Below are 20489 nucleotides of genomic sequence, written 5' to 3' on the forward strand. Positions count from 1 at the left end.
AAGTGGATTGGCCATATCTTTCAGGACTTAGACTTACAACTCTCAGCCACGCTTTATTAACTATGAAACGCCGCTGACTGTTAACCACAGTCAATCAAGCTTTCGACCGCGCTACTTATCAGGGTTTGTGACGTAGGCGCAAACCGATTTTTAACTGCTTAACCTTGGGGTATTATGTTAGATCTTACATTTAATTACTGCTTGTCCTTCCCGGGCGTAACGGCAGAAGAAAAGTGGGATGAAGAGATGTGTTTTTCAGTAGGGGAAAAGCTGTTTTGCTCTGTGCGGGTAGATCCGCCTTACAAGCTATCCTTTAAATGCACGCCGGGTGAGTTTCACCGGCTGATCGCCCATCCGGGGATCGTGCCCATGCCTTACCTGGCAAGGTATCACTGGGTACAGGTAAAACATCCCGCCTCCCTGGAGTGGAACGAGCTGCAAGGCTTCATCCAACAGGCGTATGACCTGGTGGTGAACACCCTGCCGCCGGAAGAGCGGGATGCTATACTTAAAGCAAAAGTTTGATCTGTTTTAGAAAAACGAATGCCTGAACTGTTTCCAGCCCTAGATGATCCATCTTACTGAGCTTTGCTATACCTTAGGCTCCCAACCCTTCTCATAAGACCTGCCCCACAGTTTTGCCGCATCGCTATCATCGAGGATGTGCCCGTTGCTGGGATCGCAGTGTAAGATCCGTCCAACGCGCTGGGAGATGTTTGCCAGATGGCATAACATCACGGAAGTATGGCCGGTTGCTATCTCTGCATTCAGTTTAGCCTTACCGCGGATGCTTTCCAGGAAATTGCTGATATGGATAGCATCCAGGAATTCGCCTGCAGGGCTTACCACGTTGGTCACGTTCTGATCCCCATGATTCTGCTGCTTTACTTCCTTCACCACCTTGCCTTTAAAGTCTACGATCTTGTAGCTGTCGCCACCGGTGTTGTACAGGGCGCCGTTTTCGCCAAAGATGGTAAAACCACGGCCGCTGCCTTCCAGCTCAAAAGGATGACAGCTGCGGGCTTCCCAGGAGATGGATTTGCCGCCTTCAAACTCGAAGTTCACCGTTTGGGTATCCGGCGTTTCCCAGTCATCTTTAGGATAAGCGTAACGGCCGCCAGCGGATGTTACCTTGGTAGGGAACGTTACATCCAGGAACCAGCGCATACAATCCAGCTCATGGGTACCGTTGTTACATGCTTCGCCGGTACCCCAATGCCAGCGCCAGTGCCAGTTATAGTGCACGATATTGTCCAGGTAATCTTTACGGGGGGCGGGGCCCTGCCACAGATCCCAGTTAAGGGTAGATGGCACCGCTATCTTTTTACCGATGCCGATAGGCTGCCGGTTGTTTACATACCAGCCACGGGCATAATATACCTTGCCAATAGCGCCATCCCGTACTTCTTTTACCGCCTGGGTAAGGTTAGGCCAGGAGCGGCGCTGGCTGCCCATCTGCACCAGTCTGTTATGTTTGCGGGCTGCCTGTACCAGTAACTCGCCTTCGTGGGGGTTCTGGCTGCATGGTTTCTCTACGTACACATGTTTGCCGGCAGCGGTGGCCATGATAGCGGCCGGGGCATGCCAGTGGTCCGGCGCAGCTACGAACAGCGCGTCAAAATCCTTGCGCTCCAGCAGCTTGCGGATATCTTTGATCACTTCCGGCTTGCGCTGCTGGCCGCCGGGGCCTGCGATGGCTTTCAGGCCTTTATCAATGGCGCCGTCTTCTACATCGCATATATAGGCGATCTCTGCGCCGGGCAGTTTGGCTGCTACCTGTGCCAGCCAGTTACCGCGGGAGTTTACGCCCATTACTGCCAGCACTACCTTGTTGCTGGGGGCCTGCTGCCCAAATACCGGGAAGTTGAGGTAAGTAAGGCCGGCTCCCATGCCTGCCATGGCGCCGGTTTTCAGGAAATCTCGTCTTTTCATCCGTGTTGTGTTTTATTTCGTGGTATGTTGTTTACTGTCTGTTGTGATGGCTTGTGTACCAGTTTACGAATATCTACATTTTAATTGCAGCCGCTGTGTTAATGGCGGTTACAATCGGTTGCAAAAGATACGGCAACAAGGGAGATAAATGCAAATTATTAATGATGAGCGTACTGTAGAGGCGACGAATAGCAGGACATATGGCTCTGTGAGCTCACCAGCAGATCACTATCGCCCAATCCGGCAGCGCTATGCCGGCAATGTTCCTCTGGGCTAATGCGGATGGGCATAGGCTATGCCGGCAGTGTTCCTCCGTGGGGCTGCGCCTGCCGCGGTTGGCTGTTTGGCAAGTAGGCTGTAGGAGCCGCGCCAGCCAAGGCCCCACTGAGGAACCTGCCGGCAACGCGGTATGCACGTCAGGCGAGAGGGGTTTTACGGGTTAGGCGGGAGCCTTGTCATGGGTTAGGCGTGAGGTGCGGCAGATGAGTTCAGGGGATGACTCTAGGGCATGAGTCCAGCGGTGTAGAGGGATGGCGATGGGGCTGGATCTTTAATGGATGGCAGGGGTAAAAAAATGCCCCCCGGCCTGTTTGCCGGGAGGCTATAATATTATTGCATCATCAATATCGTTACATCATCATCGATAGCATTCTATCCAATATCATTACATCATCGTATTCCAGATAGTGCCGTAAACATCCGTCGCCTGCAGCTGTTGCGCTGCCTGGGCGGTAGGCGTGATCAGCACGGGATGGTAGGCAGGATCAGCCGGGAGGCGGCCATGCGAGCCTTTGATAAGTGTGGCATCCAGCGGTATCACATCCATGAGGTAGCGGAAGCCCATTTTCTTCTTTAGCAGCTTGCCTACGATCTTAGCCTTTACCATGGGATCTGCAGGGTTCAGGAACATTTCTACCGGGTCATAACCGGGTTTACGGTGGATGTCTACGATACGGGCGAAATCCGGCGCCTTGTTATCTTCCAGCCAGTAGTAGTAGGTGAACCAGCTGTTGCTGTCTGCTACTACCACAAACTCACCGCTGCGTTCATGGTGCAGGTGATGGGCGCGTTTGCCCTCCCGATCCAGCACCATTTCTACACCGGGTATATTTTCCAAAATGTTGCGCACTTTTCTGGCGCAACGGGGATCGTTGATATAGATATGCGCCAGCTGGTGATCCGCTACTGCAAAGGCCTGTGAAGCGCCGGGATCCAGCAGTTCCAGTCCTCTTTCAACACGTATCTGCAGCAGGCCTTCCTGCCGAAGTACACGGTTAATGTGCACTGGATTATTCACCGGCGATATGCCGTATTCAGAGAGTATGATGACCTGCGCGCCTTTCTGTTCGTAAAAGCTGACCAGCTGTTTGCAAACGGCGTCTACCTCCTGCAGCTCTTTGCTGATGCGGGAGAGATCCGGTCCGAATTTCTGCAGGCAGTAGTCCAGGTGGGGCAGGTAAATAAGCGTGAGCGTGGGATCGTAGAGGTTGTCTGTTACCTGGGAGGCGTCCGCTATCCACTGGGTGGATTTAATGTTGGCACCGGGCCCCCAGAACTGGAATAAAGGGAACTGCCCCAGTTCTTTTTGCAGTTGGTCCCGCAGGGAAGCGGGGTGGGCATAGCAGTCCGGCATCTTGCGCCCGTCTGACAGGTATTGCGGGCGGGGCGTTACGGAGTAGTCTGCGGAGGAGTACATATTGTACCACCAGAACATCTTGGCGCAGGTAAAATCCGGCTGCAGGCGGCTGGCTTTTTCCCAGATCTTCTCTGCCTGTACCAGCTTATTGGATTGTTTCCAGAATTTCACTTCGCAATCCTCGCGGTCGTACCAGCCATTGCCAACAATGCCATGGTCTGCGGGCCATTTACCGGTTACATAGGTGCTTTGTACGGCGGTTGTCACGGCGGGTAACATAGGTGTAACCGTTGACAAGTGGTTCCGCTGTACGTACTGCTGCAAGAATGGAGTATGCTCGCCTATTACGGATGTAGAAAGTCCAACTACATCCAACACAACTGTTTTTCTCATAGAGCCTTATATATGAGCGTTAATACAAATCCACCCCAAAGCTATGATGTGTGCGTCACAATTCCAACTGTTGCTTTACCCAGGTCAGTTCGCGGGCAATGGATTGGTCCATTGGCAACTTCAGATCTGCCGGCAGCACTTCCCAGGTGTAAGTCTCCACTTCCATATGCGCCGTAAAGGCCTGTTGCTGCTGTAAAGCCAGCACCTCGCGTATATCTTCCTGCGTGGCAGACAGCAGCCCGTAATGATCTATAAACAAAGGTACATGAAAGTGGGAGCGCCATTCCAGTACCTGCGGGTTCTCCGCATCTGCCAGGGCTTCCGGGAGATCAGGATAATGTTGAATACCGGCAGCAGTGCGGGCTAATACCTGGTGCAAATAAATTGGTTCATTAAAGGCGCGGAAAGCGGCTATCACGGCGTTCCGCTTCGGGGTACCGGCAGCCGGTAAGGCGGCCTTGAGGGCAGCGCTGATCTGCAGCTTGCCTATTTTAAGGCCATGCTCCCGCATGGTGGCCAATACCTGTGCCGGTTGCTCGTATGCCAGCGCAAAATGGCAAACATCGTAGCATAACTGCACATGATCCTTGATCATATCTGCCGCTTCTGCTGCGGTTACGCCCAGCTTATCTTCCAGGAAGGGAATGCCGGCGGGCAGCAGGCGCTGAAAATACCAGTGTATATATTCCTGTGAGTTCTCCAGCAGGCCATCCGGTTCCGGCTCAATATCAATATGCAGCAAAGGCCCGCCGTTGCGGCGGATGCGCGCCAGTTGCTCCACTACCAGCAGCAGGTTAAGGGTGCCGCTTTCTGTTACGGAATTCACTTCCTCTTCACAACGCGCCCAGAACTTGTAAGACAGGGGCGATGTGGAAATGCTGCCTTCCATCCCTTCCGGCAGCAGGGCCGCCAGCAGGCGGAACAGGCGGATGGTATAGATTACGCGGTCTGCCTGGGTCCAATCCGGTACATGTACCTGGTCCTTCACTTTTACATGATGGAAACCGCCATAGGGGAAACCATTCATGGTAAACACATAACAATCCTGTTCTTTAAGCCATTGTTTAAAGGCCGTTAGCTGCTCCTCTTTGCTCAGTTCCAGGCTGGCCTTATTAGACAGCCGTAAACCAATGCCAAAGGGCTGGGAAGGGCTTAAAACGGCCTTTACCAGGGGTATATGCTGCCGGAGCTGTTTAAAGTGCTCATCCCAACCTTCGCCGGGATGTATGTTAGTGCAGTAAGTAAGGTGTCCGTGGTTTGTGCGCATGGTAAAAATAGCGGTTAGCAGTTAGCCGTTAGTTTTTAGCTATTGGCTGACAACGGTTAACTGTTTTAATATATCGCCTGCCTGTTGCAGCAGGGTTACATCCATATCGTTTATTTCTGCCCCTTGCCCTATTGCCTTTAACAGGCAGATGGTGAGGCGGCCGCCCAGGTGCTCGCGGAACTCCTCCAGGCCCTTGATCACCGGGGAGGTAGCGCCCGCCTGCATATCCAGCAACGGATGGTATAACGGCAATCCCATTTGCTGCAGCAAGTGCAGGATGCGTTCCATAGACGGTTTATCCAGCCAGCCTATCAGGTTGGCGTATACGCTGTCCAGCGCAATACCAATAGATACGGCCTCGCCGTGGCGTAAGGAGAAGTTGGTGAGCTGCTCCAGCTTATGGGCGCTCCAATGCCCAAAATCCAGCGGGCGGGAAGAACCGCTCTCAAACGGATCGCCGCCACCGCCAATATGTTGCATATGCAGCTCCGCACAACGGAATACCAGTTTTTGCATGGCGTCCATATCACGGGCGGCCAGTGCGGTGGCCGCTCCTTCCATCCATTCAAAGAAGGCGGCGTCTTTGATAAGGGCCACTTTTACGGCTTCCACCATACCGGCGCGCCAATCGCGGGCATCCAGGGTGGTGAGGAAATGCGCATCATTGAATACGGCTGCCGGTGGCGCAAAAGCCCCCAGGAAATTCTTTTTGCCTTTGAAATTGATCCCGTTCTTCACCCCTACCCCGGAATCGTTCTGGGACAATACGGTAGTAGGGATCCGGATATGCCGTACCCCGCGGTGGGATACCGCGGCGGCAAACCCCACCAGGTCCAGCACGGAACCGCCGCCAATGCCTATCACAAAGGAGTGGCGGTCTATGGCATATTTATCAATAGCGTCTACTAAGCGGAAAAATAGCGCTTCGTCGTTCTTACAGGCCTCCCCGCCAGGTATCACGATGATCTCCGGCGCCAGCTCCACCTCCTTAACGGCCTGGAAATAAGCGCTTACCTGCGCTTGCAGGTAGGGATGCGATTGCCATACGCCATCATCCGCTACCACCAGCAAACGCTTGCGGTAATGCGGGCTGGCCTGCTCCCGCAGCCAGGCTGCGAGTTGGGTATTGGTGGGTTCAAATATGTGATCTGAAAAAAAGACCCGGTAGGCATAGTTTACCTGGAACGACTGTTGGATATAGTTGCTGATCTGCATCTTCACAAGCTCCTTTCTGTTGGATTAATGGTTCAAAGTACAAAAATATCCTAAAACCCTCATATGTAACCGTATTATTCCCTTATTTAGGCCACGTACTAGTACGTAAAACTTAAGGGATGCTACTGTTGCGCATCTTGCCGGAAATACCGACTTTTGCTACGGATAATACAATTGAATGTAACGGCCCCTGTTAACCCTGTAACAAAGTAAAATTTCCATAATACATTTTGTTGCATCGCCGCATTGGAGGATAATTCCGGCATTGCCAATTTTAGAAAAACAGGTATGAACAGGATCGTTTTATATATACTACTGTTATGCTGTTGCACGGGCTGGCGCGCCCAGGCGCAGTTAACGCGTGCAGACAGCCTGTACCGCCTTATACAGCGCCAGCCTGCTGATACGGCTACGGTAACTGCCATTTACCTGTATGGCGACCAGTTCTATCCTGACCAGCCGGACAGCGCGGCCTATTACTTCAAAAAGGGGCTGGCCCTCTCACGGCAGCTGCATTATCCGCTGGGCGCGGCCATTTTCACTTCTTACTACATTAACATACTGAACTTGCGGGGAGAATATACCAAAGCCTTATTCCTGGCCACCCAGGCAGCCGTGATCTATAAAGCGTTTAACGATGAACGGCGGCTGATGGTGTCCTATAACAATATGGGCAATGAATACCATGAGACCGGCAATTTCTCTGCCGCAGCCAATTATTACCTGCAGGCATTGGCGCTGGCAGAAAAAACAGGCCAGCTACCCGTAAGGAAGAAGCTCTATAATAACCTGGCTTCCATCTTCCTGAGCACAGAGGATTATGAAAAAAGCCTTACCTACGCCAACCGGGCCATTGCACTGGCCCGGCAGGACAGGGATACGCCCCGTACCGCATCTGCCCTGGTAAACCTGGGCTATGCCCTTACCAAGCTGGGAAAATCCGGACAGGGCGAAGCCACTTTCCTGGAAGTGATACGCCTGGGCCGCTACCTGGGCGACAGTACCTATGTAATGGATGGCCTGATCAATACCGGGAGCATTTATTCCGATATGAACCAGCATGACAAAGCGCTGCGGCAGTATGAGCAGGTGATGGCCATTACAGACCACTACCCGGACCAGGATTACCGCTTATATGCCCAGCTGGGATTTGGCCAGGAATTGCTTAAAACCGGGCAGGCAGCCAGGGCCGATACCGTGATCGCCTCTACTATAGCGCTGGCCAAACGTATGCAGGCAAATGACGAGCTACGGCAAACCTATCTCACCGCTGCAGAGATCAAGGAAGCATTGCGCCAGCCACAGGCCGCCTTACAATACCGGCGGCAATACGAAGCGCTGAATGACTCCCTTTTAGGCGCCAGCACCCGCAAACATGTGCAGCAATTAGAAATAGCCTTTCAAACGGCAGAAAAGGATAAAGAGCTGGCCCAGAAAAAACTGCTGCTTACAGAAAAAGACCTGCAACTGGCCTCCCGCGCCAAATGGCAGGCCATCTTCCTGCTGGCGGCCGGCCTGCTGGCAGCCCTTTCCCTGTTAATATGGCTGCGGTATAAACAACGCATCAAACTACAGGCACAACGGCTGCAGACCCTGGAAAAAGAGAAGACCGTACAGGTGCTGGAAGCCCTGATGCAGGGCGAAGAAAAGGAACGCGTGCGCCTGTCCAAAGACCTGCATGACGGTATAGGTGGTTTACTGTCCGCCGTAAAAATGCATTTTGCCGCTATCCGGCAGGAACAGACCGTGTTAAAGGAGAACCCCGCCTATATGCATGCCATCGGCTTACTGGACGATGCTATTGACGATGTACGGAAAACCGCCCACAACCTGATGCCGGAAACATTATACCGGCTGGGGTTAAAAGATGCGCTGCAAAACTTTTGCAGCAATATCAGCTACTCCGGCACCCTGCAGGTGCAGTTTTACAGCGCAGGTGAGATTGGGCGTTTTAAGCCAAATTTTGAACTGTCTGTATACCGTATTGTGCAGGAGCTGGTCAACAATATCATCAAGCACTCGCGGGCCAACGAAGCGCTGGTGCAGTTAAGCCGGCATGATAGCCTGTTGTCCATCACCGTAGAAGATAACGGCGTGGGTATTGACCAAACGGCCAAACAAACAGGCAATGGGCTTATCAGCCTGCAGTCACGTATACATGCACTGAACGGAAATATTGCCATTGACGGGGCAACCGGACAGGGCACCACTGCGTATATTGAGTTTGATGTAAGTATTGTATCGAATAACTAACCTGTAGCAAATAATATTAATTGATATGCAAATTAAAGTGGCTATTACGGATGATCATTTGCTCGTGATCAATGGCATCAGGACAATGCTAGCCCCTTATGCCCATATAGCTGTCGTATACCATACCACCGATCCCGAACAACTGTTGCCCGCGCTGGCAGATACTGGCGCGCAGGTACTGCTGCTGGATATACAGATGCCCGGTATGGATGGTATTGAACTATGCAAGCAGGTAGTAAAACACTACCCGGATATAAAGGTGATCGCCCTTAGCAGTTTTATGGAAACGCATTACATAAAACAAATGCTGCGTAACGGCGCCGTGGGTTATCTGCTTAAAAATACGGACCCTGAAACCATGCTGGCTGCTATAGAAAAAGTATATGAGGGAGAACAGTTCCTGGATGATTCCCTTAAACAAAGCCTGCTGAATGAAGTACTCTCCGGACAAAGAAGCAGTAATTACGAAATACCCCTTACCCGCCGCGAAAAAGAGATCCTGAAGCTGATAGCGGAAGAACATTCCAACCAGGAGATAGCGGATATGTTATATATCAGCTTACGCACCGTGGAGACCCACCGGCTGAACCTGACACAGAAACTGGCGGTGAAGAATACTGCGGGGTTGGTGAAGGAGGCGATAAAACGGGGATTGCTGGAGTGATCCATTCTTAACAATAGGATAACCCATCCCCTTCTCCACAGCTATTATTTTTATGCCCTATTATGGAGATCAGTATACAGGAAATAAGGGATGGGAACAACAAGACCTTTGACAAGGTGTATGCGCTGTACCATACCAAACTTTATTTCTATGTGCTGAAATACACCCAATCTGCTTACCTGAGCGAGGAGGCCGTACAGCTTACCTTTATCCGTATGTGGGAGCGGCGGCAGCAACTCTCTACAGAGGTGGAGCTCTCCAGGCAGATCTTCCGCATAGCACAAAGCACGATGATAGACCTGCTGCGGAAAGAAGGCAGTTATACCAAACAACATATTGCACCAACAGAAGCGGCGCAATCTGTTTTTATTGAAATGGATACCGTGCATAAAGATGAGCTGCGCAGGCTGCAAACCCTGGTAGAAGACCTGTCCCCCGCCAGGAAGATGATCTTTAAACTGAGCCGCTTCGAAGAACTGTCCCATAAAGAAATAGCCCAACAATTGTCCATCTCTCCCAAAACAGTGGAAAACCATATAGGCCGCGCACTCCGCCAGTTAAAGGATAAATTACTGTTGCTTTTCTGAGCATTCCCGTGTTAACTAATTGTTACGCAGTGAGGGATAGGACTTGTTCCTTACGAAGTAGGTATGTATGAAAATTACGGAAGCGCTTATTATACGATTCTTTAGCGGGGAATGTAACGAACAGGAAAGGCGGATGGTGAAATCCTATTTTTTGGAACATCCGGAAGCGCTACAGCAATACGTAACAGAAGAAAGCTGGGATAATTTTACCAGTAGTCATTTACTGCCGGAAGCTATTTCCGGCAAAATGCTGCAGGCTATCCGGCAGCAGACCACATTCCGGCGCAGGAAACTGATCACCCGGTATGGATGGGCGGCAGCAGCTGCGGTATTATTATCACTGGGAGCGCTCACTTATTATATGCAGGACCGTCAGCGTGCTATGGTAGCAGCAGCCCAACCGTCCATCGTGATCAAAGACAGTTTACCTGAGTATAAGGAACAACAGAATACAACGGCCACCATGTTATCTTTTTCCCTGAGCGATGGCAGCCGTATTGACCTGTTGCCACACAGCGCTATCCGGTACCGGACGCCTTTTGGCCAGTATAACAGGGATATACAACTGCAGGGAAAAGCCAGTTTTCATGTAGCGCAGAACAGCAGGCTGCCATTTACAGTATACGCCGGCAAACTGGCTACCACCGCATTGGGCACAGTGTTTACCGTTACTGCTTTTAATGCGGATAAAGACATGATCAGCGTACGGTTATTAAGCGGTAAAGTAGTAGTACGCCCGGATAGTATATTAAAAGCGCAAGGCGTAAAAAGCGCTTACCTGGCGCCCGGACAGGAGCTTCGTTTTAATCCGCTCCAAGGCAGCATAGCTATATACAGTGAACCAGTGAAGCGCCATATTCCGGCAAATGTTGTAGCAGCAAAACATACCATAGATACTGCCAACGCAGCTATGCTCACATTCAACAACGAGCCGCTGGATGAAATTTTCGACAGATTGTCTGCCAGGTTTAATACCCGGATCGTATTCCGGCAGGGCGCGCTGACCGGTATGCGTTTCACCGGCGGGTTTAACAGTGAAAAAGAGTCATTGATGGCGTTCCTGGAAACGATCGGGTTACTCAACCACCTGCGCGTGTATGAAAAAGAGGGAACGATCCATATAGAGGAGTAATAACATTCCAACAATGGTTTCATATAAGCATCCGCACACTGTATGCGGCATGCATAGGATTGCTTTTCTCTAAACTCAAAAAATATGAATGCGAAGATCTACCTATCTATGCGAACGATCAAAGCTACCGGCTTGCTATGCCTGTTACTGGCTGTAGCTGTAAGCAGCCAGGCGCAACAAATTCCCAGCGCCGCTGGTATTGTAAAAGATGGTAACGGCGAAGCCGTAATTGGCGTGGTGGTAACCATGAAAGATGGCGCCAATCATGTATTGACCAATACCACCACCAATGAGCGGGGCATATTCACCCTCTCTAACCTGCGCCAGGGCGGTCCTTATCATTTTGTATTCAGCCATGTGGGCTTTACAACAGACAGCCTGTCCGGGTATACGGTGGACGCCAATACCCGCCTGTCCCTGTCTGTTACCCTGCATGAACGTTCTGAAGAGCTGAATGCGGTAGTAGTGACCGCATTGGGCATACGCCGGGAGGAGAAATCCCTGGGCTACGCCGCACAGACCATCAGGGAAAATGCGGTAAAAGACGCCAAGACCAATAACTGGATCAACTCCCTATCCGGTAAGGTAGCAGGCCTGAATATACAGGGCGTAGGCGCAGGCCCTATGGGCTCTTCCAGGATCACGCTGCGCGGCGAGTCTTCCCTGAACCTGGATAATAACCAGGCGCTGATCATTGTGGACGGCGTACCGGTAAGCAAACGTATTACCGGCACTGGTTTTTCCTCCCACCTGTCTGCAGATAACCCTATTGATTTTGGCTCTGATCTGTCTGACCTGAACCCGGACGATATTGAAAAAGTGACCGTACTGAAAGGCGCCAGCGCTACCGCCCTGTATGGCAGCCGGGCAGCCACCGGCGCTATCCTGATCACCACTAAAAGCGAACAGCGTAAGGAACGCGGCCTGGGCGTTACCTATAATCTGAACGTAAGTATAGACCAGGTAAACCGCTGGCCGGATTACCAGTTTGAATATGGCGAAGGCAGAACGGATAAATATTATTCTTACCTGAATAGTGAAGATGGCGCCAATACCAGCACCACTGTGGCTGCGGGCCGTGCCTTTGGCCCTAAGTTTAACGGGCAATCGTATTTCCAGTATAATCCCAACTCGCCTGATGGCAAGCCCACAGAACGTACGCCCTGGGTGCCGCAGAAAGATTATATCTCCGGTTTTTTCCGTACCGGTATTACGGTATCTAACAGCGTAGCCATTGAGGGCAGTACGGAAAAAGGCGCTGCCCGCCTGTCCCTTACCCATCTGAAAAATGAATGGATCCTGCCCAATACCGGTTTTGAGCGTATTAACGCCGCATTGTCCGTAAATCAGCAGATCAATAACAAGTTAAAGATCAGCGGTAAGGTAAACTACACCAATAAAAAAAGCGATAACCTGCCGGGCGCTGGTTATAATAACCAGTCCATGATGTATTTCCTGATCATTGGCACCGCGCCTAATATAAAGCCGGAATGGTTCAAACCTTACTGGCAGCCGGGGCTTACCAATGTAAAACAGCGGAATCCCTTTAATACAGGGCCAGACAACCCTTACCTGGACCTCTACGAGATGCTGAATAAAATGGATAAACATGGGGTGATCGGTAACCTTACCATCAACTACACCATCACACCAAAACTGGAACTGATGTTACGCAGCGGTACCGATCTTTCCTTTGAATACAGGTCACAACAGCGTCCTTTCAGCATGACCAAGTATCCTAACGGTATGTTCCGCGAACAGCATGTTTTTAATATTGAGACCAATTCCGATTTCCTGCTGACGTATAATGACAAGATCAATAGTGATCTGAAATTTACGCTGTCCGGTGGGGGTAATGCCTTGCGGCAGAAATACGATTTTGCCGGCATGTATGCGGACAGGCTGGCACAGCCGGGCATCTATATGATCTCCAACAGCCTGGACCCCGCGGTGAGTGATCCGCAACGGTCAAAAAGGAACATTAACAGCCTGTATGGCGCCGGCCAACTGTCTTACCGGGAAAAGATCTTCCTGGATGTAACCGGGCGTAATGACTGGTCCAGCTCCCTGCCTGCCAGCAATAATTCCTATTTCTACCCTTCTGTAAGCAGCAGCTTTTTGCTGAATGAGATCTTCCCCATGCCAGCTATGTTCTCACTGGCCAAGCTACGGTTATCATGGGCGCAGGTAGGTAATGACGCGCCGCTTTACAATATTGATAAATATTATGACAAGATCTACGGCAACAGCTTTACCAACCCTGCGGCCCTGTTTAATGCCAACCTGAAACCGGAGATCACGACCAGCTGGGAAGCCGGTATCGATGTCCGTTTATTTAACAGCCGCATAGGCGTAGATGCTGCCGTGTATAACAATAACAGCCGCAACCAGGTCATCGCGATCCAGGTGGATCCTGTTTCCGGCTACAACAGCAAGTATGTAAATGCAGGCCTGATCAATAGTCAGGGCATAGAATTGACCTTAAACGGCAAACCGGTGGCAGGCCGTAATTTCAGCTGGACCACTACCCTTAACTGGAGCATGAACCGCAGTTATGTAAAAGAGCTGGCAGAGGGCGTACCCAGCCAGATCATCTATAACCATGGCGGTAACGTAACCATCGAAGCCCGCGTAGGCGGCCGCATGGGCGATATGTACGGCCTGGGCCTGCAACGGAATGCGGATGGCAAGATCATCTACTCTTCTGTAGGACTACCGGCCGCTTATGACCCTGTGGTGAAGAAATGGGGCAATGCCTTCCCTGACTGGAAAGCAGGGCTTATGAACGAGTTCACCATCCGTAATGTACGGATAAGTATACTGCTGGATGGACAGAAAGGCGGCAGCATGTACTCACAGACCAACCACAAGAACAACACGCTTGGCAAGACCAAGGTAACGCTGCCTGGCCGCGATGAGGGCATTGTAGGAGACGGCGTAGTGCTGAACCCTACTACCGGCAAATATGAGCCCAACACGGTAAGGGTATCCGCCGGTTCTTATTATGAAACCATCTATGCCATCAACAATGCGGAAAACAACATCTTTGACGCCTCTTACCTGAAGCTGCGCGAAGCCCGTGTAGAATTCAATCTGCCCGCCCGCTGGCTGCACCGCCTGCGCCTGGCGCAAACCAGCGTAGCCTTATATGGCAGGGACCTGTTCAACATTACCAGCTTTCCCGGTTTTGACCCGGAAGGCGGTAACCTGAATAACGGCACCCTCACACCCGGTGTGGAGCTTACCCAGTTCCCCTCTACCAGGACCATGGGCATCAATCTTACTGTAAAATTTTAATCATTATTTATGACAGCCATCAAACAGCTTTCTATTGTTATATTATCCGCCTTGTTTGCAGTTTCCTGCACCAGGAACTTTGACATACTGAGCACGGATCCTAACCGCCCTAAGGAGGTCACACCCGGCGTTATGCTGGGACAGCTGGAATACCGTATGGTAAATACCGCCATCAACGAAGGGCGTTTCTTCACCCATGAGCTGATGCAGGTAGACGCTCCGCGCGCCAGCAATACCGGCGGCGGCGTGCACCGTTATATCATCAACCCGGGAGAAGGCGTATGGACAGATTTTTACCGGTATATGACGGATATTGAGGATATCTATACCATCTCTTCCGGCCTGGGAGAGAATAACTACAAAGGCATTGCGCTGGTGTATAAGGCCTGGGCCTATTCCATCCTTACAGACCTGTATGGGGACGTACCTTATTCCGAAGCAACCAAGGGCGTGGTTGGTAATTTCCTGCCAGCTTTTGACAAGCAGAAAGATATCTATCCTTCCCTGTTAAAGCTGCTGGATACCGCCAACACCCTTTTTACCCCCGGGCCGCTTACTTATGGCGGCGATCTATTATACGATCCCACCAACGCAGGCACAGGAACGATGAAATGGAAGAAATTCGCCAATTCCCTGAAACTGCGTTTACTGCTGCGGATCAGCAAACGCGATGGGGAAGTGAATGTGAAAGAGCAGATCAATACACTGCTGGCAGACCCGGCTAAATATCCCATGTTTACCGGCAACGCAAATGAAGCCATCATGAAATACCCGGGTACTTATCCCTATTTTAACCCCTTCTATAACACACGGCAGCTGGAATGGCGGGACCAGGTATACCTGACCAAATTCTTTATTGACCAGCTGAATGCCAATGGCGATCCCCGGCGTGCGGTATGGGCCACACAGGTAGATAGTCCCCTGGTATACCGTGGCATAGAGAGCGGTTACCCTACCTCTGTAAGCTACCCGGTAGGCGACAATTCCAGCTATCCGGATGCATTGAAGACCTTTTCCGGGCTGGGTATTATGATGACCTATGCAGAACTGGAGTTTATTAAGGCAGAACTGGCGCTGAAAGGTTATAATACAGCGGGAACCGCGCAGCAGCATTACGAAGCAGGCATCCGCGCCTCTATGACGCAATGGGGCGTAACCATGCCGGAAAATTTCCTGCAGCAGCCCAATGTTGCTTATAATGCAGCCGGCACGGTAGATGCGCAGCTGCAGCAGATCATGCTGCAGAAGTATTTTGCCTTTTTCTTTACAGACTATCAATCCTGGTTTGAGAAAAGGAGAACAGGCTACCCGGTGCTGCCCAGGGGCAGCGGTATACCGATGGAGAATAAATTCCCGGTACGGATGCCGTATCCTCCTTATTTGCAGTCACTGAATCCCCAGCGCCTGGCAGAAGCGGTGGCCGGTATGGGTGGAGATAATACCAATATCAATGTATGGTGGGACAAATAAACTTTACAAACAATAACAGCAATATCATGAAACGGATCAACAGCTTTATGCTTATGCTGGGCTGCTGCCTGCTAACCGCCGGTTTGCAGGCCCAGACAGCGCCCAACGGCCAGGCCTCTACCCGGACCCTGATCGTATTCTTTGACGGGCTGCGCCCGGATTATATTACCCCTGAGCTGATGCCGCACCTGTATGCCTTTAAAAAGCAGGGCACTTACGGCCAGGAGCATCACAGCGTGTTCCCTACGGTTACCCGCGTGAATGCCTCTTCCTATTCTACCGGCAGTTACCCGGCAACGCATGGTTTAATGGGTAACTCCGTATACTTTCCGGAAGTAAGCAAAACAAAAAGTATTAATACCGGCGAGGCAGAAGAGCTGCAAAAAGTGATCACTGCCACCAATGGTCATCTGTTAACAGCCGTTACCCTGGGCGAGTTAATGCAGGCGCAGGGTAAACGTATGATGGTATTCAGCTCCGGCTCTACCGGACAGGCTTTGCTGCAGAACCATACCATCAGCGGCGGCGCTATCATCAACCCAGGAATGATACTTCCCGCATCCATCAAGGATAGCGTTACCAGGGACCTGGGCCCCATACCGGCAGAAGGCAAGCACAAATGGGTAACAGATGCCCTGATCCGTTATGGCCTGGCCAACAACGGCCCGGAAGTAAGCGCCATCTGGTACGGCGATCCTGACCATAACGGCCATGAACATGGTATTGGCGCCCCGGAAACCGTGGCCGCTTTAAAGACCGTAGATGCGCAGTTTGGCCGGATCATTGAAACGCTGGCACAAAAAGGGTTAACGGATTCCTATAATATCCTGATCTCTACAGACCATGGGTTTGCCACCCATGTGGGTAAAGCCGGGCTGGTACCCCTGCTGATCGCTGGCGGATTTAAACAAAGCGCCTATTCTGAAGATGTAGTAGTAGCTGGTGGCGCCATCTATATAAAGGACCATAACGAAGCGCTGATCGAAAAGATCGTAGCAGCCCTGCAGCCGCTGGAATGGGTAGGCGCCATCTTTACAAAAGCCGCCAAACCTGGTGATGCACAGGGGCATGTAAAAGGCACCCTTTCCTTTGACCTCATTCACTGGAACCATGAGCGGGCAGCAGATATACTGGTAGACGCCAACTGGGACGACCGTAAAAATGCCGCCGGTTATGCAGGCGCTACTTATATACCAGGCGTAGCCGGGCATGGCACCCTGGCCCCTTATGATGTGCATATTCCCTTAATTGTATCTGGTCCTGCGTTTAAGAAAGCGTCTGAAAGCAAACTGCCTACTTCCAATGTAGACCTGGTACCTACGGTGCTGTATATACAGGGCATTGCGATCCCCAAGGCCGCAGACGGAAGGGTAATGTATGAATTGCTGCGGAGCGCTACCGCGCCTGTGTTAAAACCAAAGAAAGAGAAGATCGAGACGATGGCAGATTATGCCGGCGGACATTATAAATTAACGCTGGAACGGACCATACTGGGTAAATACTGGTATGTAGATTTTGCGAAGACAGAGAGATAATGTGCGGATGTGCAGATGTGCGAATGTGCAAATGGATTGATGCGACGTAAAAAAAATGTGCAGATGAATAAATGCGGGTTGAACCGCTGCATTTCATCTGCACATTTGCATATATGCACATCTGCACATTAACTCATGTTACCGCAAATGCCCTGGCTAACAACACAGAAAGCGGCAGTAACAGTAATATCAATAATGCGTAAGGTAAGGTGAAGAAGGCGGCGGCCCAGGCGGCATTCATGGCAATAAGCGCCAGGATCCCTCCTTTTACTGCCTTGCCTATATTAGGCCCCGTGGGCGACTTCATGGCTTTGATCAGCGGCGCGTTGATCATGATCACAAACAACACCAGGAAAGGCAGCGCAGGCAACAGGCGCTCATTGATCACCGCCAGTACCGCGATAGTGCCATATACAAAGGCATAACAAACAGCTGCGATACGCAGGGTCTTAACACTGCCGCCATATACTTCGCCCCGGCTGATAGCGGTAATAGCCGCAATATAGATCACGGGGATAACGGCCATCCAGGTGTAGTGCTGCAATACCGGCTCTACCAGGCTAATACCTAACAGCAGGTTCAGACCGCGGCACAGGCCCATATTCACGGGCCCCCAGCTGGCATGTTTGCCCCATTTATCATAGATCAGCGCGGAGGCCATTATGCCCAGGGCTATAACGCCGGCGGCACGGCCTACGGTAAACGCAGCCAGTATACCTATCAGGAACAGGTAACTACCCAGTATGATGGCCTGGGTCTTTGTAATAAGTCCGCTGGGAATGGGCCTTTCCGGCCTTTCGACCTTATCGAGGGAGGCGTCAAATACATCGTTGAATACTACACCGCCGCCATATAAGCCCATAGTGGCTAAACACAGGCAGGCTACGGGCAACAGATCCAGGTAATTGGAATATCCTTTGTGCAAAAATCCCGAAACCGCTATTCCCGCCAGTATATCTGCAACTGCGGTTAGCAAGTTGGCCGGCCGCACCAACCTTAAATAACCTAACGATTTGCTAAGAATATAACTCACCGGATATAGGGGGTTTTATCAATAAATCTTCGTATCTCATTACTGTCTTATACTTTACCGAATGATCATCGCATTCCTGTCTATCCGTGGTTGCTGACCACCTCTTAGCACAGTGCTTCCGTTAAATTTCTCACTCTGATCTACCTGTTTCACCGTTTCAAAGTCTGCTTCATTGATTTGTCCGCTCTGGGCAAATGCGGTGATAGCATTACGGTAAGTTACCAAATGAATGTGGTTCGAGTCAATACCACTTTCGTGCATGAGGGCCGCTGTTTTGGGCACTGCCAGGGGATCACTGATGCCCCAGTCTGCTGCGGAATTGACCATAATACGCTCACTACCATATTGTTTAACGATGTCTACCATGCGCTCGTTCCCCATTTTGGTAAAGGGGTAGATAGTGAAGGCGGCCCAGAAACCCCGGTCCAGCACTTCTTTTACGGTTTCTTCGTTATTATGATCCACGATCACCATGGCGGGGTTGAGGCCATGTTCTATGGCAATATCCATGCTGCGCTGGGTGCCTTGTTTTTTATCGCGGTGAGGGGTATGGATCTGTACGGGCAGGTTCGCTTCTTTTGCCAGCTCCAGCTGGGCGCGGTAGTATTTTTCTTCTGCGGGGGTCTGGTCATCAAAACCTATCTCGCCCACGCCCACTACGCCTTCCTTGTAAATGAACAGGGGCAGGATCTCCATCACGGCTGCCGCCAGCTTTTCGTTATTGGCTTCTTTGGAATTGAGGCCTATAGTGGTATAGTGCTTAATGCCAAACTGGGCGGCGCGGAACCTTTCCCAGCCAATGAGGCTGCTAAAATAATCGCGGAAGGTATCTACGCCGGTACGGGGCTGCCCCAGCCAGAAGGCCGGCTCAATAATGGCGGTAATGCCGGCATCGGCCATGGCCTGATAATCGTCTGTGGTCCTGGACGTCATATGCACATGCGGATCGAAGAAACGCATTCCCTTAATACGATCCAGGTAATCCGGCAGCACGGAAAGCGGCTGCAGGTCTTTTTCTGTTAACTGGTGGCTATAACACATGAGAATTTCCTGTTTAATTTGATTGTCCGGAACTGATCTAAGCACCCCTTTCCGGAGATGGAACCGCTTAAACGCGGTACATCATATATTTATTTTATGCTTTTACAGCATAAGGTCCCCGTTGGTTTGTTATTGCAATGTTGCTTGTTTTTGTGCTACATGGGCCCAGCTCAGCCTTCCGTCTGCGATCTCCTGCTCCAGCATGGGCGATTGCCTCAGCAATTCCCGGGCAGGCGCATAAGCGGAATGATAACAGGCCAGGGCGGCGGCTTCCCTTTCAATATGTTCTGTGGAGTGCCATACCCGCTGCATATCGGGCATCACCCCTTCGTGTATAAATGGTGAAACGAGGCGCCATAACATGGGGTTCACCGGGCGGCCGGCGGCCCAGCGCTCGTGGGCATAATCCACCAGTATAGCGGCCAGGCGGGCATTGGCCCTTTCATCCAGCCCAATGATCTGGTGCACGTCTTTTTCTGTAAAAAAGGCTTTGAGCACCAGCTGGTTCCAGGCGGGTTCTTCCAGGTAACGGGCGGGATACGGATTATTGAGCATAATGGCTTCCAGCACGATCCCTATGTTGGAACGGATGCCTTCCGAGGTGCGCGCTTTCCACTCCTGCGGCCAGGCCAGCAGGGGCAGGGCGCCATACAACGCTACCAGCTCGTTCATTTCCGCGGCCTGGAACAGGCCTTCTATGGCATTTACATATACCTCCCGGTTTGCTGCCGGCCATTGCAGCAGCCACCATAACCGGGCCAGCCGGTCTAACGTATAACCCTGTATGAAAATTCCATGAGCGGTCTGCGCCAACTCACTGATAGTGCCGGTGGGTAACGTGATGCTCTCTTTACCGGTAAAACGCGGGATAGCGCTAAAGGTAAGATTAAACTGCTGTAATGCTTTGGTTTCCTGTAGCACTTTACTTTTTTGCTCCAGCCAGTCGCGTGCCTGAGTGGAACCGTGCTGTCCGATAATAGCATAAAGTAATGCGCTCACATTGTTCCTGTCATAGTCAAACGGATGCTCCATTG

Annotated in this window: 15 protein-coding genes; 8 read left to right on the forward strand and 7 right to left on the reverse strand. The window is 51.3% G+C overall.

The features are described 5' to 3' along the window. Nucleotides 1–174: 174 nt before the first annotated feature. The gene (locus tag F0L74_RS32395) at nucleotides 175–525 is read left to right on the forward strand and encodes an MmcQ/YjbR family DNA-binding protein (protein ID WP_149842015.1); all 351 of its coding nucleotides are present in this window, start codon (nucleotides 175–177) and stop codon (nucleotides 523–525) included. 66 nt (nucleotides 526–591) lie between these two features. Here F0L74_RS32395 and F0L74_RS32400 read toward each other — a convergent pair whose 3' ends face one another. The 4 genes from F0L74_RS32400 to F0L74_RS32415 form a co-directional block, all read right to left on the reverse strand. Next, a complete protein-coding gene (locus F0L74_RS32400) occupies nucleotides 592–1932 on the reverse strand; it encodes a Gfo/Idh/MocA family oxidoreductase (protein WP_149842016.1) in 1341 nt (446 codons plus the stop codon). A 664-nt stretch (nucleotides 1933–2596) separates the two neighbouring features. After that, nucleotides 2597–3961, reverse strand: a complete 1365-nt coding sequence (locus F0L74_RS32405) for an alkaline phosphatase family protein (protein ID WP_149842017.1) — start codon at nucleotides 3959–3961, stop codon at nucleotides 2597–2599. A gap of 55 nt (nucleotides 3962–4016) precedes the next feature. After that, entirely contained in the window at nucleotides 4017–5228 is a 1212-nt protein-coding gene (gene eboE, locus F0L74_RS32410; protein ID WP_149842018.1) for a metabolite traffic protein EboE, read from the reverse strand. A 39-nt stretch (nucleotides 5229–5267) separates the two neighbouring features. Next, nucleotides 5268–6443 (reverse strand): 3-dehydroquinate synthase, encoded by a 1176-nt coding sequence (locus F0L74_RS32415; protein ID WP_149842195.1) that lies wholly within the window; start codon nucleotides 6441–6443, stop codon nucleotides 5268–5270. A 288-nt stretch (nucleotides 6444–6731) separates the two neighbouring features. On the opposite strand from F0L74_RS32415, the gene F0L74_RS32420 reads away from it, so the two are divergent. The 7 genes from F0L74_RS32420 to F0L74_RS32450 all read left to right on the forward strand — a co-directional run bounded on the left by F0L74_RS32420 (nucleotide 6732) and on the right by F0L74_RS32450 (nucleotide 17381). After that, nucleotides 6732–8696 (forward strand): tetratricopeptide repeat-containing sensor histidine kinase, encoded by a 1965-nt coding sequence (locus tag F0L74_RS32420; RefSeq protein WP_149842019.1) that lies wholly within the window; start codon nucleotides 6732–6734, stop codon nucleotides 8694–8696. Between the two features lie 25 nt (nucleotides 8697–8721). After that, entirely contained in the window at nucleotides 8722–9360 is a 639-nt protein-coding gene (locus tag F0L74_RS32425) for a response regulator (RefSeq protein WP_149842020.1), read from the forward strand. Nucleotides 9361–9422: 62 nt separating this feature from the next. Further along, the gene (locus F0L74_RS32430; protein ID WP_149842021.1) at nucleotides 9423–9947 is read left to right on the forward strand and encodes an RNA polymerase sigma factor; all 525 of its coding nucleotides are present in this window, start codon (nucleotides 9423–9425) and stop codon (nucleotides 9945–9947) included. A 67-nt stretch (nucleotides 9948–10014) separates the two neighbouring features. After that, a complete protein-coding gene (locus tag F0L74_RS32435) occupies nucleotides 10015–11079 on the forward strand; it encodes a FecR family protein (RefSeq protein ID WP_149842022.1) in 1065 nt (354 codons plus the stop codon). A gap of 108 nt (nucleotides 11080–11187) precedes the next feature. Next, nucleotides 11188–14376: a SusC/RagA family TonB-linked outer membrane protein gene (locus F0L74_RS32440; protein ID WP_149842023.1), complete on the forward strand. Its 3189-nt coding sequence runs from the start codon at nucleotides 11188–11190 to the stop codon at nucleotides 14374–14376. A 9-nt stretch (nucleotides 14377–14385) separates the two neighbouring features. Then, on the forward strand, nucleotides 14386–15846 hold the full coding sequence (locus F0L74_RS32445; RefSeq protein ID WP_213087121.1) for a SusD/RagB family nutrient-binding outer membrane lipoprotein: 1461 nt from the start codon (nucleotides 14386–14388) through the stop codon (nucleotides 15844–15846). Between the two features lie 26 nt (nucleotides 15847–15872). Beyond that, nucleotides 15873–17381 (forward strand): alkaline phosphatase family protein, encoded by a 1509-nt coding sequence (locus F0L74_RS32450; protein WP_213087122.1) that lies wholly within the window; start codon nucleotides 15873–15875, stop codon nucleotides 17379–17381. Nucleotides 17382–17514: 133 nt separating this feature from the next. Here F0L74_RS32450 and eboC read toward each other — a convergent pair whose 3' ends face one another. The 3 genes from eboC to F0L74_RS32465 all read right to left on the reverse strand — a co-directional run bounded on the left by eboC (nucleotide 17515) and on the right by F0L74_RS32465 (nucleotide 20487). Continuing rightward, entirely contained in the window at nucleotides 17515–18414 is a 900-nt protein-coding gene (gene eboC, locus F0L74_RS32455; protein WP_149842024.1) for a UbiA-like protein EboC, read from the reverse strand. Nucleotides 18415–18468: 54 nt separating this feature from the next. Next, on the reverse strand, nucleotides 18469–19455 hold the full coding sequence (locus F0L74_RS32460; protein WP_149842025.1) for a TatD family hydrolase: 987 nt from the start codon (nucleotides 19453–19455) through the stop codon (nucleotides 18469–18471). Nucleotides 19456–19584: 129 nt separating this feature from the next. Then, nucleotides 19585–20487 (reverse strand): EboA domain-containing protein, encoded by a 903-nt coding sequence (locus tag F0L74_RS32465; RefSeq protein WP_149842026.1) that lies wholly within the window; start codon nucleotides 20485–20487, stop codon nucleotides 19585–19587. Nucleotides 20488–20489: the final 2 nt, after the last annotated feature.

The sequence above is a fragment of the Chitinophaga agrisoli genome (assembly GCF_008386695.1).
GTDB lineage: Bacteria > Bacteroidota > Bacteroidia > Chitinophagales > Chitinophagaceae > Chitinophaga > Chitinophaga agrisoli.

Excerpts from the sequence above, each read along its gene's own strand:
- F0L74_RS32395 (WP_149842015.1), top strand. The coding sequence starts at position 175 with ATGTTAGATCTTACATTTAATTACTGCTTGTCCTTCCCGGGCGTAACG.
- F0L74_RS32400 (WP_149842016.1), bottom strand. The coding sequence starts at position 1,932 with ATGAAAAGACGAGATTTCCTGAAAACCGGCGCCATGGCAGGCATGGGA.
- F0L74_RS32405 (WP_149842017.1), bottom strand. The coding sequence starts at position 3,961 with ATGAGAAAAACAGTTGTGTTGGATGTAGTTGGACTTTCTACATCCGTA.
- eboE (WP_149842018.1), bottom strand. The coding sequence starts at position 5,228 with ATGCGCACAAACCACGGACACCTTACTTACTGCACTAACATACATCCC.
- F0L74_RS32415 (WP_149842195.1), bottom strand. The coding sequence starts at position 6,443 with ATGCAGATCAGCAACTATATCCAACAGTCGTTCCAGGTAAACTATGCC.
- F0L74_RS32420 (WP_149842019.1), top strand. The coding sequence starts at position 6,732 with ATGAACAGGATCGTTTTATATATACTACTGTTATGCTGTTGCACGGGC.
- F0L74_RS32425 (WP_149842020.1), top strand. The coding sequence starts at position 8,722 with ATGCAAATTAAAGTGGCTATTACGGATGATCATTTGCTCGTGATCAAT.
- F0L74_RS32430 (WP_149842021.1), top strand. The coding sequence starts at position 9,423 with ATGGAGATCAGTATACAGGAAATAAGGGATGGGAACAACAAGACCTTT.
- F0L74_RS32435 (WP_149842022.1), top strand. The coding sequence starts at position 10,015 with ATGAAAATTACGGAAGCGCTTATTATACGATTCTTTAGCGGGGAATGT.
- F0L74_RS32440 (WP_149842023.1), top strand. The coding sequence starts at position 11,188 with ATGCGAACGATCAAAGCTACCGGCTTGCTATGCCTGTTACTGGCTGTA.
- F0L74_RS32445 (WP_213087121.1), top strand. The coding sequence starts at position 14,386 with ATGACAGCCATCAAACAGCTTTCTATTGTTATATTATCCGCCTTGTTT.
- F0L74_RS32450 (WP_213087122.1), top strand. The coding sequence starts at position 15,873 with ATGAAACGGATCAACAGCTTTATGCTTATGCTGGGCTGCTGCCTGCTA.
- F0L74_RS32460 (WP_149842025.1), bottom strand. The coding sequence starts at position 19,455 with ATGTGTTATAGCCACCAGTTAACAGAAAAAGACCTGCAGCCGCTTTCC.
- F0L74_RS32465 (WP_149842026.1), bottom strand. The coding sequence starts at position 20,487 with ATGGAGCATCCGTTTGACTATGACAGGAACAATGTGAGCGCATTACTT.